We start from the raw sequence: 14,013 nt of genomic DNA, 5'->3' as shown, positions 1-14,013 counted from the left end.
AACGTATGGCAGCGGGGTTACTGGTCGCCGCGTGACGCTTTTTCTTCCAGCCCGGACATATTGAAGCGACGGGCCAGTTCGTTAATCACGGCTTCCGGGCGTTCACCCAGATGCGCCAGCGCTACCAGGCTGTGAAACCAGAGGTCGGCGGTTTCGTAGATAACGTCCTGGTTATCACCACTGCGTTCGGCGTCCTTGGCGGCGATAATGGTTTCGGTGGCTTCTTCGCCCACTTTTTCCAGAATCTTGTTCAGGCCCTTGGTGTACAGACTGGCCACGTAAGAGGAATCTGCCGACGCGCCTTTGCGTTCGTCGAGGATGTCACCCAGGGAGGAGAGAATATCACTCATTTTTATAACAGCTCTGTGAATTATGGAAGATCAGACCCGATCTAGTAGATTTCTTGCGGATCTTTTAATACCGGGTCAACCGCGACCCATTCGCCGTCCTGCCACACTTGATAAAAGCAGCTTTCGCGGCCGGTGTGACAGGCAATGCCGCCTAATTGTTCGACCTGTAACACAATGACATCGGCATCGCAGTCGAGGCGGACTTCATGCAAGGGCTGGATATGGCCCGATTCTTCGCCTTTGCGCCACAGCTTCTGGCGTGAGCGAGAGTAATAAATGGCGCGATTTTCCTCAATGGTCAGAGCGAGGGCTTCGCGATTCATCCAGGCCATCATCAGGATGCGACCGGTTTTGTAATCCTGGGCGATGGCGGGTACCAGACCCTTGTCATCCCATTTTACGGCATCTAGCCAGTTGCTGTTCATGTTGCGTATTACCTGCTGGTCGACACGCTGAAGCCGTGTCGAAAATTCAAACGGTGCCGCCAATGGTGTGGTGACTGGCGCGGTGGTGTTATCCGGGCTGTGAGCATACCGCAAGCGGTTACGGTCGTCAGGCCTTGAGTAATATCCATAACAACCCTAGCAAGCTGATGCTGATACCAAGGGCGTCGGTGATGCCCAGTGCAAAGGCTTGCCACCACAGAAACAGGCCGCCGACGGTCATCAGACTGGCCAGAATATGATGGCGTTTTTGCTGGTTCTGATATTCCAGTGCCTGACGCAGGGCGGTGATTTCGCGTTGCAACTGCTGCTGGTTTTCGTCCATATGGTTGATGCGAGTGAGCGCACCATGCAGCAGCCCTGGCATTTTCGGGGCTTTTTCGATCCAGGTCGGCAGTTGCCGCTTGAGTTCCTGAAACGCCGCCTTGGGGCCAAAACGGTCACGCACCCAGCGCTCCAGGTAGGGCTTGGCGGTGCTCCACAAATCCAGCTCGGGATACAGTTGACGACCCAGCCCTTCGATATTGAGCAGGGTTTTTTGTAGCAGTACCAGTTGGGGCTGTACTTCCATATTGAAGCGGCGAGCGGTGCTGAACAGCTGGATCAGTACCTGGCCAAAGGAAATCTCCGCCAGTGGTTTTTCAAAGATGGGTTCGCAGACACTGCGAATGGCCGCGGCCAGGTCATGCACCTTGGTGGTCGCGGGTACCCAGCCAGAATCGACGTGTAACTGGGCAACCTGATAATAGTCCTGATTAAAAAAGGCCAGCAGGTTCATGGCCAGATAATGCTGGTCTTCGTCGGTCAGGCTACCGACGATGCCGCAGTCGATACCGATGTATTGTGGCGATTCGGGGTGCTCGCGGGAGACAAAAATATTACCGGGGTGCATATCGGCATGGAAAAAGCTGTCGCGGAATACCTGGGTAAAGAAGATCTCAACGCCGCGTTCGGCGAGCAACTTCATATTGGTGCCCTGGGCCCGCAGCTCATCGATATTGGCCACCGGAATACCGTAAATACGTTCACTGACCATCACGCTGGTGCGGGTGTAATCCCAGTACACTTCCGGAATATAGAGATCGTCGGAGTCGGCAAAGTTGCGGCGCAACTGCGTGGCGTTGGAGGCTTCAATCTGCAGGTTCAGCTCGCCGTAAATGGTGTGGCGGTAATCTTCCACCACTTCCATCGGCTTCAGGCGGCGGGCGTCGGCAGAATAGGTTACGGCCAGTTTTGCCATGGTTTCGAGCAGCTGTAAATCCCGTTCTATCGTATGTTCGATGTTGGGACGAACCACCTTGACTACCACGTCCTTGCCATCAAACAGGCGGGCGGTGTGTACCTGGGCAATGGAAGCCGAGGCCAATGGCGTCGGAGAGAATTCGGCAAACAGCTGCTCGACGGACTGGCCCAGCTGGGCTTCGATCAAGGCGATGGCCTGATCTTCCGGAAAGGGCGGCACCTTGTCTTGCAGGCGTTTCAGTTCCTGCACCATATCGTCGGGCACAAGATCGGGCCGGGTCGAGAGGATCTGGCCAAACTTGATGAAAATCGGTCCCAGTGCTTCCAGCGCCAGTCGCAAGCGGGCACCACGACTGAGGTTGGGCGGTACCGGACTCAGACGCCAGGGTGCTATCCACAGCAGAATCCTCAAACTGAACGGCAGATGCTGCAGCGGAATCAGGCCATCGAGGCGGTACTTGCTGAAAACAAACAGGATTTTCCATAAACGCCAGAGTCGGGACACGATTTATTTCTCTCCCTTACCTGGTTGCGTCGAACGGCTCGCTTCCAATAACTGGATGCGAGCGGCCAGGCGGTCGGTTGCTAGCTTGAGTTGGTCGATCTGGTCGGCAACCTGATCCATTTCAGTCTGGGAGACCAGTAATCCGGCTTCTTCCACTGCGTAGTCCCGGGCGGCGGTGGACATGGTTTTGGCGGTGGCTTGCCCCCAACTCATCAGGCCCCGCAGGCCTGCGCCGATCTGGTGGGCTATCAGGCCTCCGGTGGCCGGGCTGATCATGGCTTCCCAGTCGATATCGAGTTGATCCATCAGGCGGCTGAGTGCCATGGCCAGTTCGGTGTCACCTTCGATGGCGACAGCGCCTGACATCAGTACACTGGCCTTGTTGTTGGCACGGGCAAGGCTGATAAAGTCGGGCAAGGTACCTGTGAGGGTGACATCCGCCATGGCCAGCTCGTCAGGGTCCTGTTGGGACAGCCCCAGTTCGATGCCCTGGTCGAGAATACGCAGCGACAGGGTTCCGGTCGCCACCAGACGAATATGCACCAGTCGGCCGTTATAGCGGCCCAACTGTTGCAGAGTGGCAGGATCGTAGCGCAAGGCGTGATTGATTGCCGCTTCCCATGGCAAACACAGGGCATGGGTCAGTTCTGCTGGCAGAGAAAACATCAGGGTTTGATTCCCCGGTGCAAGGCGACCACGCCGCTGGTGAGGTTATGGTAGGAACAACGTACCAGTCCGGCGTTTTCCATCATGCCTTTGAGGGTTTCCTGATCCGGGTGCATGCGGATGGATTCGGCCAGGTAACGATAGCTGTCGGCATCGTTGGTCACCAGTTTGCCCATAAACGGCAGTGCCGAGAATGAGTAGAGGTCGTAGGCCTTGCTCATCAAGGGGTTGGTGGGCTTGGAAAACTCCAGCACCAGCAGGCGACCGCCAGGCTTGAGTACCCGGGTGATGGACGCCAGTGCGCCATCCTTGTCGGTGACATTCCGCAAGCCAAAGGCAATCGTCACCACATCAAAACTGTTGTCTTCGAATGGCAGGCATTCGGCATTGGCCTGGACGTACTCGATATTGCCAACGTAACCCTGATCGGTCAGACGGTCGCGGCCGACATTCAGCATGGAGGAATTGATGTCGGCCAGTACTACCTTGCCTTGAGGGCCAACAATACGGGCGAATTTCTTGGTCAGGTCGCCAGTGCCCCCGGCCAGGTCGAGTACCTGATTGCCTGGGCGAACACCGCTCATTTCGATGGTGATGCGTTTCCACAAACGATGCACTCCGAACGACATCAGGTCGTTCATCAGATCGTACTTGGCGGCGACCGAGTGAAAGACATCGGCAACCATTGCCTGTTTCTCGTCAGTAGCGACGGTTTTGTAGCCAAAATGAGTGGTTTTTTGATCCGGCGGTTGTTGCGACATTAGGCACCTCCAAATGTGGTCGGTCATTTTAGCCATGCGCGCGGCGAATGTCTTGCGCTGTGCCTGTTTGTCGTATGCCGACGGGTAAATCAAGGCGGGAGCAGGTTCTGGATTTGCAGGCCGGAGGAAAGCCGGTGGCGATTGTGCGGGAGGATGGCATGGGCAATCGTTGCCCATGCCACATGGTTGGCATTATATGCCGATGGCGATGCCTGTTGGCATACTGGAGAGTGTGGCCAGTTGGCCAATAACCATGATTTCGAGTACCTGGATCAACAGGAAAGCGATAATCGGCGACAGGTCCAGGCCACCCAGGTCGGGCATGGCATTACGGATTGGACGAATGGCGGGTTCCAGAATCTGGTTGATCAGAATCAACGCCGGGTTGTAGCTGTTGGGAGCTACCCAGGAGGCGATGACGGTAATCAGCAAGCCCCAGAAGTAGATATTGAGCCAGAGTGACAGCACACCAATCAGCGCCCATACCAGCAGATAACCCCATGGCAGCATAAATTGACCGGCAATCATCAGAATGGCGACCATTAACAGCAGCTGGGCAAGATAGGTCAGCACCAGTGAGGCAATGTCCAAGCCACCAAAACCGGGAATGACCCGACGCAGCGGCACCAGTAGCGGATTGGAAAAACGCAGAATGAATTGGGAAATCGGATTATAAAAATCCGCCCGTACCAGCTGCAGCAAGAAGCGCAGCAAGAAAATCAGCAATACCATGCTGCCGATGGTGTTCACCAACAGCATTCCAACTTGTGACAGGGGAGACATGATTACTCCGTTTATAGCTTAAAAAAACGCTGTGTGTTCTGGATCAGAAAGTCAGCTGGCTGGCGACATCCCACAGGGTATGCCGATGCTATTCGCTGAGTTCCCGGTTCATTGCTGCCGCACGGTTCTGGGCTGCGGACATGGCTGCCTGAACAATGTCACGAATCCCGGCTTCTTCAAAGGTCAAAACCGCTTGTTCCGTGGTGCCTTTGGGAGATGTAACCCGGCGACGTAATTCATCTGGGCCAACATCGGATTGTGAGGCCATCATGCCAGCGCCGAGTGCCGTTTGGACGGTCAGGGCGCGAGCGGTGTCTTCACTCAGACCGAGTCGGGTTCCGGCCGCGATCATGGCTTCCATCAACAGGAAGTAATAGGCCGGGCCACTGCCTGAGAGTGCCGTTACGATGTCGAGTTCCTGCTCGTCTTTCAGCCAGACGGTGGTGCCGGTGGCCTGCAGCAGCCGGTCGGCACCATTACGCTGGTCGATACTGACGCCGGGGCTGGCCATCAGGCCGGTCGCGCCGGCACTGAGTAATGCCGGGGTATTGGGCATGCAGCGGACAATGGCAGAGCAACCGCTCCACTGTGCCAGGTTCTCCAGGGTGATACCGGCAGCGATGGATACGACCAGTGGCTGGCGTGCCTTGAGGGTTTCCCGCAATGGCTCCAGCACGCTTTTCATCATTTGCGGCTTGACCGCCAGAATCACGGTATTGGTGTTGCGAATGGCTTCCAGGTTGTCGGCAAAAGTCTGGATGCCAAATTGGCTGGCCAGTGCCTGGCGCTTGTCTTCACCGGGGTCGCTGACCTGAATCATCTGGGCTGACAGGTCGCCCTGGCGTAACAAGCCGCCGATAATGGCGGTGGCCATATTACCGCCACCAATAAATGCGATATGCGTCATAGGGAATCCTCGTGTTTGTCGTGGCCGTCCGTATCAGAGTGGCTCTGCTGTCCGGGACGTGCGCCAAAAATATCTGTGCCGATTCGTACCTGGGTAGCGCCATGGCGTATGGCCAGCTCCAGGTCGTTCGACATGCCCATCGACAGTGTGTCGACGCCGGGGTACTGCTGTTGCAAGGCTTCAAACAGATGTCGCATTTGCTGGAACTGTGCGACCACAACAGCCTCATCTTCACTGGCTTGCGGAATGCACATCAGCCCGCGCAGTTGTAACCGGGGTAATGAGTTTATCATAGCCGCCAGACGGGTGATGTCTGCGGGGGGCAGGCCGGCCTTTTGTGGTTCGGCGCTGATATTCACCTGAATCAGAACATTCAGGGGTGGCAAATGGGGTGGCCGCTGTTCGTTCAGACGCTGGGCGATCTTGTCGCGATCCAGGGTTTCCATCCACTGGAAGTGTTCGGCTACTGCGCGGGTCTTGTTGGATTGTAATGGTCCGATAAAATGCCACTCGATATCGCTCAGACCAGCCAGTGCGGTGATCTTCTCGACCGCATCCTGCAGATAGTTTTCGCCAAAGCGACGCTGACCCAGCTGGTAACAGCTTTCGACCATACTGGCGGGTTTGGTTTTACTGACGGCCAGTAAGCTGACCTCTTCGGGTATCCGGCCGCTGTTCTGGCAGGCCTGCCGGATGCGGTCGCAGACGCTCTGGTAGTGTTCGGCAAGTGTTGTAGACATTAGTTACGCTTTGGTTAGGATTGAGTGGTCGTGCAGAGCATTACACGCTCTGGTATATGATGATCGTATAAAAGGTTGATCCATGCCATCACCTGGCTCAGATATCAGCTGTACGAATAAAATGTTGTGCCTACAGAGGAAAACAGGCGATGGATATTACCGAATTGCTGGCTTTTAGTGCCAAGCAAGGTGCTTCGGATTTGCATTTGTCGGCAGGCTTGCCGCCGATGATTCGTGTTGATGGTGATGTACGCCGGATCAATGTACCGGCACTGGAACATAAAGAAGTGCACTCGCTGGTGTACGACATCATGAATGACAAGCAACGTAAAGATTTCGAGGAATTTCTCGAAACCGACTTTTCGTTTGAAGTGCCAGGGGTCGCCCGCTTCCGGGTCAACGCTTTTAACCAGAACCGGGGTGCCGGTGCGGTATTCCGGACGATTCCGTCCAAGGTTCTGAACATGGACCAGCTTGGTATGGGCGAAGTGTTCAAGGATCTGGCCAGAATCCCCCGTGGCATTGTACTGGTGACTGGCCCGACCGGTTCCGGTAAGTCGACGACCCTGGCAGCCATGATTGATTACATCAATGAAACCAAGCACGACCATATTCTGACCATTGAAGACCCGATTGAATTTGTTCACGAATCGAAAAAAAGCCTGATCAACCAGCGTGAAGTTCACCGCGATACCCTGGGCTTTAACGAATCCCTGCGTTCGGCGTTGCGGGAAGACCCGGACGTGATTCTGGTGGGTGAGATGCGAGATCTGGAAACCATCCGGCTGGCATTGACCGCTGCCGAAACCGGCCACGTGGTGTTTGGTACGCTGCACACCACCTCGGCTGCCAAAACCATTGACCGGATCGTCGACGTGTTTCCCGCGGAAGAAAAATCCATGGTGCGGTCGATGTTGTCGGAATCCCTGCAAGGGGTTATTTCCCAGGCGCTGTTAAAACGCACCGGCGGCGGCCGGGTTGCGTCCCATGAAATCATGATTGGTACACCGGCGATTCGTAACCTGATCCGGGAAGATAAAGTCGCACAAATGTACTCGGCCATTCAGACCGGGGCGTCCTACGGCATGGTGACCATGGACCAGTCGCTCAAAACCTTGCTGTCACGTGGCCTGATTTCTCGTGAAGCTGCGCAGGAAAAAGCCAAAAACCCGGATGCTTTCTAGTCCGGAGTATTGTGACGACATGGAGTAAGCTGTTATGTCGATGGACAAGTTTTTACGTTTGATGGTCGATAAAGGCGCGTCGGATCTGTTTATTACAGCCGGTGTTGCCCCATCGATGAAGGTCAACGGACAGATTTTGCCACTGAGCAAATCGCCGTTAGCCGCTGAACAGACCCGGGATATTGTTCTGGGTTTGATGAACAGCAAGCAACAGGATGAGTTTGAAAGTACCAAGGAACTCAACTTTGCGATCAACGCTCGAGGAATCGGGCGGTTCCGGGCCAGTGCATTTTATCAGCGTAACGTCGCCGGTATGGTGTTGCGGCGTATCGAGACCCGGATTCCCAGTGTTGATCAGCTCGGTTTGCCCGAGATTATCAAAGAGCTGGCGATGACCAAACGGGGTCTGATTCTGTTTGTGGGGGCGACCGGTACGGGCAAGTCCACCTCGTTGGCGTCGATGATTGGTTTTCGCAACCATAACAGCAAGGGTCATATTCTCAGTATTGAAGACCCGATTGAATATATTCATCAGCATGACGGCTGCATCATCACCCAGCGTGAAGTGGGTCTGGATACCGAAAGCTTTGAAGTGGCATTGCGGAACTGCCTGAGGCAGGCCCCGGACGTGATTATGATTGGTGAGGTACGCTCGCCGGAAATTATGGAAAATGCGGTGACCTTTGCCGAGACCGGGCACTTGTGTCTGGCCACGCTACACGCCAACAACGCCAACCAGGCACTGGAACGGGTGATTCACTTTTTCCCACCGGAGCGGCACGGGCAGGTGTGGATGGATTTGTCACTTAATCTGAAGGCGATTATTGCCCAGCAACTGATTCCAACGCCGGATGGTCGTTCACGTCGGGCGGTCATTGAGGTGCTGATCAATACACCGTTGGCATCGGACCTGATTCGCAAGGGCGAAGTTCATGCCCTTAAGCCTTTGATGAGAAAATCCACCGAAGCGGGGATGCAAACCTTCGATCAGGCCTTGTACCACTTGTATGAACAAGGCGAGATTACTTACGAAGATGCGCTGGCCCATGCGGACTCTGCCAACGATCTGCGCTTGATGATCAAGCTGGCATCCGAAAGTGATGCCGAGCATCTGACCGGTATGAGCAAAAGCTTCAAACTCGAAAACTAACGCATGTCATGCCCGGCTGTATTCGATAGCGGATATCCAGGCACCACCAAAACAGCCGTTATAAACAATGTGGCCAGGGTCCTGGCCAGCGGCTCCGGCAATCACCATCATCGGCAGCAGATGCTCTTCCCGTGGATGCACCAGCCGGGCGTTGGGAGCCGATACCCAGTCGGCCAGTTTGCGTTCCCGTTCGGTGGGCGCTTGCAGGGCAATTTCCTGCAACCATTCATCAAATGGCCGGGACAGTTGCTGGCTGGTTGGGGTGCACAGCTGGCGCAGGTTGTGAAACGACATGCCACTGCCAATAATCAGTACACCTTCATCCCGCAATGGCTGTAATGCCTTGCCAATCTGGATGTGATGGGCCGGATTCAGGCTGCCCAGCATCGACATCTGCAGTACCGGAATATCTGCTTCCGGGAACATCACTTTCAGTGGCACAAAGGTGCCGTGGTCGTAACCGCGCTGATCATCGCTATCGGTGGCAAAGCCAGCCTGATGAAGCAGTTCGGCGACCCGTGGTGCCAGTTGTGGGGCGCCGGGAGCGGGCCATTGGATATGATAGGACGCGGGTGGAAAATTGTAATAGTCATACAGCATGGGCGGATGGGGTGCGGTTGCCAGGGTGATAACCGGTGCTTCCCAGTGCGCTGAAATGACCAGCAAGGCCTTGGGTCGTTGTGGCAGGGTGGCAGGGTAGTGTCGCAGGAACTGGCGCAGTGCCTGCATTTCGTTGTCACCAAATTGCCCGCCCAGATCCACAAAAGGCCACGGGCCTCCGCCATGAGGAATAAAAACCGTGGGCATGGTTAGTGGCGACGACATAGTGAGCTCCAGCGAGTAATTCTGAGGAAAAGCGGGTAGTGCGAAAGCAGTTGCCCGAAAGACTTGTCAGTTTACTCACAGCCAGCGTGGGACAGTATCCCGATAGCTGGTGAACTCTGTTCCAAAATGTTCGGCCAAGCGTTGCTCTTCCGGCTCGATCTGGAAGCGGTTGAGGTAATAGACAAACACCGGTAACAGCAACAGGGGCAGTACATGAGTCAGGTAAATAGCCCAGCCCGCAAGGTTCAGTAACAGGCCAACGTACATGGGGTTACGGGTATGGCGATAGATACCGGAGGTTACCAGGAACGCGGTGTTTTCCGGTTTCATCGGGTTGATGGTGGTGCGTCGACGGATAAAACTGATCAGTGCGATCAGGTCCAGTCCCAGCCCGGCCCCCACACAGCAACCCACCAGAATCTTGTCCATCAGTCCAAGCTGGCTCAGTGTTGGCAGGTTAGGGGATATCAGCCACATGGCGGCGGCAAAAATAATGGCTACCAGTGGCGGGGGTATCATGAGTTCCAGTCGTTTCAAACGTATTGTCCTTTTGGTCGGATCAAGGGTGCGTCAGACTGACCGCAGTGTGTTGTCACGGCTGTACGTGTCTGGCTATGGTAACGAATCCGGCGTGGCAGGGTTATCCCACTTCTGTCGGGCTTGCGTGTCGCTGCTGCGAGTGTCGACCCAACGCTCCGACAGCGTCTCGCCTGTTGGCCCGATCAAGGTCTCCTTTTTCCAGAACGGGGCTTGGCTTTTGAGAAAGTCCATGATATACGCCGCCGCATCAAAGGCGTTTTGGCGATGGCCACTGGAGACTCCGATAAAGATAATCTGGTCTTCAATATCGAGCGCACCGATACGATGAATCAGCCGCACCCGGCCCAGTGACCAGCGTTTCCTGGCGGCGGCAACGATGTCGGCCAGAGCGCGCTCAGTCATGCCGGGATAATGTTCCAGAAACAGACGTGAGATGGTGTCACCCTGATTCTGTTCTCTGACCCGGCCGACAAAAAAGACCACGGCACCATCATCGCGATTGTCCTGACAGAGCTGCTGATATTCGTCGGCAACGGAAAAATCATCACGCTGTACCCGGATATCATCCATATCAACCTCCCGTCATGGGCGGAAACAAGGCGACCTCATCGCCGCTGTTGATCACCATGGTTTCATCATTACAAAGCGACTGGTTGATGGCGACCAGAGCCTGTCCGGCTGCGAGGGAGTCCGCGTGCTCGGTAAACTGCTGTTGCAGCGCCAGGCGCATGGCCTGCACGGTGGTTGGTGCTGCCAGTGTCAGATTGATCGCTCCGGTACCAAGCTGGTCTCGCAAGCGGGCAAACAGTAATACCTGAATCATGGTGATACCTCCTGGGGGGCATCAACCTGCCAGTGACCGGTTTTGCCTCCGAGTTTTTCCAGCACCCGGATGCCACCGAGCGTCATACCGGGGTCGACGGCCTTGCACATATCAAACAGGGTCAGGGCGGCGACACTGACGGCGGTAAGGGCTTCCATCTCGACGCCGGTTTGACCCGTGAGTTTGCAGTAGCTGGTAATGCGAATGCGGTTTTGTTCTGGCTGGGGGGCGAAATCAACGGCTACCTTGCTCAGCATCAGCGGATGACAAAGCGGAATCAGCTGGCTGGTCTGTTTGGCCGCCTGAATCCCGGCGATACGGGCAACAGCAAAGACGTCGCCCTTGTGGTGATCCCCGGCCAGAATTTGTTCCAGGGTAGCCGCCTGCATGGTGACAAAACCTTCGGCCCGGGCTTCCCGGACGGTTGGCTGTTTGTTGCTGACGTCGACCATATTGGCTTCGCCACGGGCGTTGACGTGGGAAAACCCGGTTATTTCGTTGGGTTCAGACATGGATAAATAGCCTCGTATGTATCAGCCGCGGCTGTCACACAGCTGGTTGGCGGTGTTTTTCAGGCGCAAGACAAAGTTGCAGGGCTTGAAACGGCTGTCCAGCTGGCTGGCAATAATCTCGTCCCAGGCGGTACGACAGGCATTGGTGGAACCCGGCATACAGAAAATCAGGGTGCTGTTGGCCAATCCGGCAACGGCCCGGCTCTGAATGGTGGAGGTGCCGATTTGCTGATAGGAAATATGGCGGAACAGTTCACCAAAGCCATCGATGGTCTGGTCAAACAGCGGAATCATGGCATCTGGTGTGGTGTCGCGTTCGGTGAAGCCGGTGCCACCGGTAATCAGTACCACCTGGGTGGTGGCGTCGGCTATCCAGTTAGAGACAGTGGCCCGCAGCAGGTATTTGTCATCAACGACAATGCGTTTGTCGGCCAGCTGGTGGCCGGCATCGGTCAGTTTGTCGATTAACAGTTTGCCGCTGGTGTCGTTTTCCTCGGTACGACTGTCGGAAACCGTTAGTACGGCAATGTTCAGCGGCATGAATTGATCGGTAAAAGTCTTGGACATCAGAGTTACTCGCGTTCGATAACGTTGGGATAAGCACCGACTTGCTGGCTGGCAAGCCATTCGTCATGGGTGTTGGTATTGGTCAGTGCGGTAGGATTGGCGGGTTGCAGAGACAAGGCCTGGCAAAAGCTCAGCAGCCCGCGGATCGATTTGTCGGCGGTCGCCAGCGTCAGCTGGTCTTCCAGATATTGTCGTACGTTGGCAGATAGCGGCAGGTACAGCGGTAGATATTCCTGCAGAAAATAAACGGCTCGATGATCACTATGGCCGGTAGTGAGCAGGTAACGCAGCGTGGGCAAGTCCATCAACGGCAGATCGACGGGCATCACCAGCAAGGCGGTTGCCTTGGGGCAGGCATTGGCAATGCTGAACAGTCCGGCCAGTGGGCCATCGTGGTGTTCGTCATTGACATCACAGACCACCAGGTGTTGCAGGTCGTCCGGGGTGGACAGGGAGGCATGGCGGCTGATAAACAGTTGTTGCAGCCCAAGCTGCTGCATCAGATCGACTTGGTGGTGCAGCAAGCTGGCATGTTCTCTGGCGGGAAGCATGGCCTTGTCTTGCCCCATGCGACGGGACGCCCCGCCTGCCAGAATCACCCCGATGGTTGTTGCCTTTGCGTGTGTATCCATATCGCCTCCGCTGTCGGGTTTATCCCGGTGTTAGCCACCCAGCATGGCAAAATGACGGGTAGCGCCCGTATTGCCGCTTTGCAGGTAATGGGTTTCGTCTTTCAGGCCCAGGCGCTGCTCCAGCTCTGCTACCAGCAGTTCGGGGTCTACGCCGGGCTGTAGTAGCGATCGTATGTCATAACCCTGTTCGCCAAACAGACAGAGATGCAATTTCCCCAGCGACGAAATACGCAGACGATTGCAGCTGGAACAAAAGTCTTTGCTATAGGGCATGATCAATCCCAGTTTGCCACGATAATCCGGATGGGAAAATTCTTCTGCCGGGCCATCATGCTGGTGGCGCATGGCGACCTGCCAGCCGGTGTCTCGCAGCTGTTGCCGGATGGATTCGCCACTGACGTGATGCTCGGCAAAAAAGACCGGGTGATCACCGGTTTCCATCAGTTCGATAAAACGCAAGGTCACCGGGGTGTGTTTGATCCAGTCGAGAAACTGTTGCAAACGCTCGCTGTTAAAGCCACGCAACAACACGGCGTTGATTTTGACATCCAGCCCGAGGCTTAACGCCCGTTCCAGCCCCGCCATGATACGGTCGAGATGTGAGTAGCCCGTGATGGCGGCAAATTGCTGTGGGTCGAGGCTGTCGATGCTGAGATTCAGGCGTTGCAGGCCGGCTTGCTGCCAGTCGTCAACCTGGTCTGCCAGGCGGTAACCATTGGTGGTTAACGCCACTTGCTCGATGCCAGGTGTCTGGGCCGCCAGACTGATGATGTCGGTGAGGTCCTTGCGGACACTGGGTTCACCGCCGGTAATACGTATTTTGCGGGTACCAAGATGGGCAAAGGTTTGCAGCAGTGGTGCCATTTCTGCCAGCGTCAGTGGTTCTGGCTGATCGGTTTTCTGATAGCCATCGGGTAAACAGTAGTGGCAGCGAAAATTGCACACGTCGGTAATCGACAGGCGCAAATAGCTGAAGCGGCGACCATAACGGTCGCTCAGCTCGGGCTTGAAGCGGGTCATATACACCTTTCCAAATAAGGGAGGCCCAATGGTTTCCCATCGAACCCTGGTGGCTGGGGCGTTATGCCTTCAGGCGTCAGCCTGTGCCACGGCAGAGGCTTCATCACAGGATGGCTTGCCACCCTTGTCTTAGAAGCAACTGCTCGGCGTTTGTCAGCGCCCAGTGTAGGCGGTTTGAGTGCAAAAATGTAGCGACGCCCAATCAGGTTCAAAAAATATTGAATGACTGTTCAGAGTGGCGAGAATAGTGTGAGTCAAAGCAGTGCCATGACAGTGTTACAGGGTTGGGGTCAGGAGTGGGATCAGGAGTGGGATCAGGAGGGATGGAAAACACCCGGCCGGAGAGAGTACCCGGCCGGTGTC

Annotated in this window: 18 protein-coding genes and 1 riboswitch; of the genes, 2 read left to right on the top strand and 16 right to left on the bottom strand. The window is 55.6% G+C overall.

Features of this window, described 5'->3' with window-relative positions; genetic code table 11:
• Nucleotides 1-17: 17 nt before the first annotated feature.
• From Q8W32_RS14505 to Q8W32_RS14470, 8 genes are all read right to left on the bottom strand, one after another.
• A complete protein-coding gene (locus Q8W32_RS14505) occupies nt 18-350 on the bottom strand; it encodes a phosphoribosyl-ATP diphosphatase (RefSeq protein WP_303434686.1) in 333 nt (110 codons plus the stop codon).
• A 41-nt stretch (nt 351-391) separates the two neighbouring features.
• Nucleotides 392-775, bottom strand: a complete 384-nt coding sequence (gene hisI, locus Q8W32_RS14500; protein ID WP_303434685.1) for a phosphoribosyl-AMP cyclohydrolase — start codon at nt 773-775, stop codon at nt 392-394.
• Between the two features lie 127 nt (nt 776-902).
• Entirely contained in the window at nt 903-2,540 is a 1,638-nt protein-coding gene (gene ubiB, locus Q8W32_RS14495; protein WP_303434684.1) for a ubiquinone biosynthesis regulatory protein kinase UbiB, read from the bottom strand.
• A gap of 3 nt (nt 2,541-2,543) precedes the next feature.
• Nucleotides 2,544-3,206 (bottom strand): SCP2 domain-containing protein, encoded by a 663-nt coding sequence (locus Q8W32_RS14490; protein WP_303434683.1) that lies wholly within the window; start codon nt 3,204-3,206, stop codon nt 2,544-2,546.
• A complete protein-coding gene (gene ubiE / locus Q8W32_RS14485; RefSeq protein ID WP_303434682.1) occupies nt 3,206-3,967 on the bottom strand; it encodes a bifunctional demethylmenaquinone methyltransferase/2-methoxy-6-polyprenyl-1,4-benzoquinol methylase UbiE in 762 nt (253 codons plus the stop codon). The genes Q8W32_RS14490 and ubiE overlap by 1 nt, the downstream gene beginning before the upstream one ends.
• Nucleotides 3,968-4,159: 192 nt before the next feature.
• Nucleotides 4,160-4,750, bottom strand: a complete 591-nt coding sequence (locus Q8W32_RS14480) for a YggT family protein (protein ID WP_303434681.1) — start codon at nt 4,748-4,750, stop codon at nt 4,160-4,162.
• Nucleotides 4,751-4,838: 88 nt separating this feature from the next.
• Complete coding sequence (proC, locus tag Q8W32_RS14475) at nt 4,839-5,657, bottom strand: pyrroline-5-carboxylate reductase (RefSeq protein ID WP_305415464.1); 819 nt, start codon at nt 5,655-5,657, stop codon at nt 4,839-4,841.
• Entirely contained in the window at nt 5,654-6,397 is a 744-nt protein-coding gene (locus Q8W32_RS14470; RefSeq protein ID WP_305415463.1) for a YggS family pyridoxal phosphate-dependent enzyme, read from the bottom strand. The genes proC and Q8W32_RS14470 overlap by 4 nt, the downstream gene beginning before the upstream one ends.
• A 149-nt stretch (nt 6,398-6,546) precedes the next feature.
• Between Q8W32_RS14470 and Q8W32_RS14465 the strand changes: the two genes are divergently transcribed.
• Nucleotides 6,547-7,581, top strand: a complete 1,035-nt coding sequence (locus tag Q8W32_RS14465) for a type IV pilus twitching motility protein PilT (protein ID WP_303434678.1) — start codon at nt 6,547-6,549, stop codon at nt 7,579-7,581.
• Between the two features lie 34 nt (nt 7,582-7,615).
• Nucleotides 7,616-8,731, top strand: a complete 1,116-nt coding sequence (locus Q8W32_RS14460; protein WP_303434677.1) for a PilT/PilU family type 4a pilus ATPase — start codon at nt 7,616-7,618, stop codon at nt 8,729-8,731.
• A 6-nt stretch (nt 8,732-8,737) separates the two neighbouring features.
• Here the strand turns inward: Q8W32_RS14460 and Q8W32_RS14455 are convergent, their stop codons facing one another.
• From Q8W32_RS14455 to moaA, 8 genes are all read right to left on the bottom strand, one after another.
• A complete protein-coding gene (locus tag Q8W32_RS14455; protein WP_303434676.1) occupies nt 8,738-9,556 on the bottom strand; it encodes a class III extradiol ring-cleavage dioxygenase in 819 nt (272 codons plus the stop codon).
• A gap of 75 nt (nt 9,557-9,631) precedes the next feature.
• Complete coding sequence (locus Q8W32_RS14450; protein ID WP_303434675.1) at nt 9,632-10,093, bottom strand: isoprenylcysteine carboxylmethyltransferase family protein; 462 nt, start codon at nt 10,091-10,093, stop codon at nt 9,632-9,634.
• A gap of 75 nt (nt 10,094-10,168) precedes the next feature.
• On the bottom strand, nt 10,169-10,666 hold the full coding sequence (moaE, locus tag Q8W32_RS14445) for a molybdopterin synthase catalytic subunit MoaE (RefSeq protein WP_303434674.1): 498 nt from the start codon (nt 10,664-10,666) through the stop codon (nt 10,169-10,171).
• A 1-nt stretch (nt 10,667) separates the two neighbouring features.
• Nucleotides 10,668-10,919: a MoaD/ThiS family protein gene (locus Q8W32_RS14440; protein WP_303434673.1), complete on the bottom strand. Its 252-nt coding sequence runs from the start codon at nt 10,917-10,919 to the stop codon at nt 10,668-10,670.
• A complete protein-coding gene (moaC, locus tag Q8W32_RS14435) occupies nt 10,916-11,431 on the bottom strand; it encodes a cyclic pyranopterin monophosphate synthase MoaC (protein WP_370693692.1) in 516 nt (171 codons plus the stop codon). Before moaC ends, Q8W32_RS14440 begins: the two co-directional genes overlap by 4 nt.
• 21 nt (nt 11,432-11,452) lie before the next feature.
• Complete coding sequence (moaB, locus tag Q8W32_RS14430; RefSeq protein ID WP_303434671.1) at nt 11,453-11,998, bottom strand: molybdenum cofactor biosynthesis protein B; 546 nt, start codon at nt 11,996-11,998, stop codon at nt 11,453-11,455.
• 5 nt (nt 11,999-12,003) lie between these two features.
• Nucleotides 12,004-12,630, bottom strand: coding sequence for a molybdenum cofactor guanylyltransferase (locus tag Q8W32_RS14425; protein WP_303434670.1), 627 nt, complete (start codon nt 12,628-12,630; stop codon nt 12,004-12,006).
• A 30-nt stretch (nt 12,631-12,660) separates the two neighbouring features.
• Nucleotides 12,661-13,650: a GTP 3',8-cyclase MoaA gene (gene moaA / locus Q8W32_RS14420; protein WP_305415462.1), complete on the bottom strand. Its 990-nt coding sequence runs from the start codon at nt 13,648-13,650 to the stop codon at nt 12,661-12,663.
• Nucleotides 13,638-13,811: riboswitch (molybdenum cofactor riboswitch) on the bottom strand. (Overlaps the previous gene by 13 nt.)
• Nucleotides 13,812-14,013: the final 202 nt, after the last annotated feature.

The sequence above is a fragment of the Oceanobacter sp. 3_MG-2023 genome (genome assembly GCF_030688925.1).
Classification (GTDB): Bacteria; Pseudomonadota; Gammaproteobacteria; order Pseudomonadales; family Oceanobacteraceae; genus Oceanobacter.
Note: the sequence above shows the minus strand (reverse complement) of the source record. Positions and strands in the feature narration are given on the sequence as shown.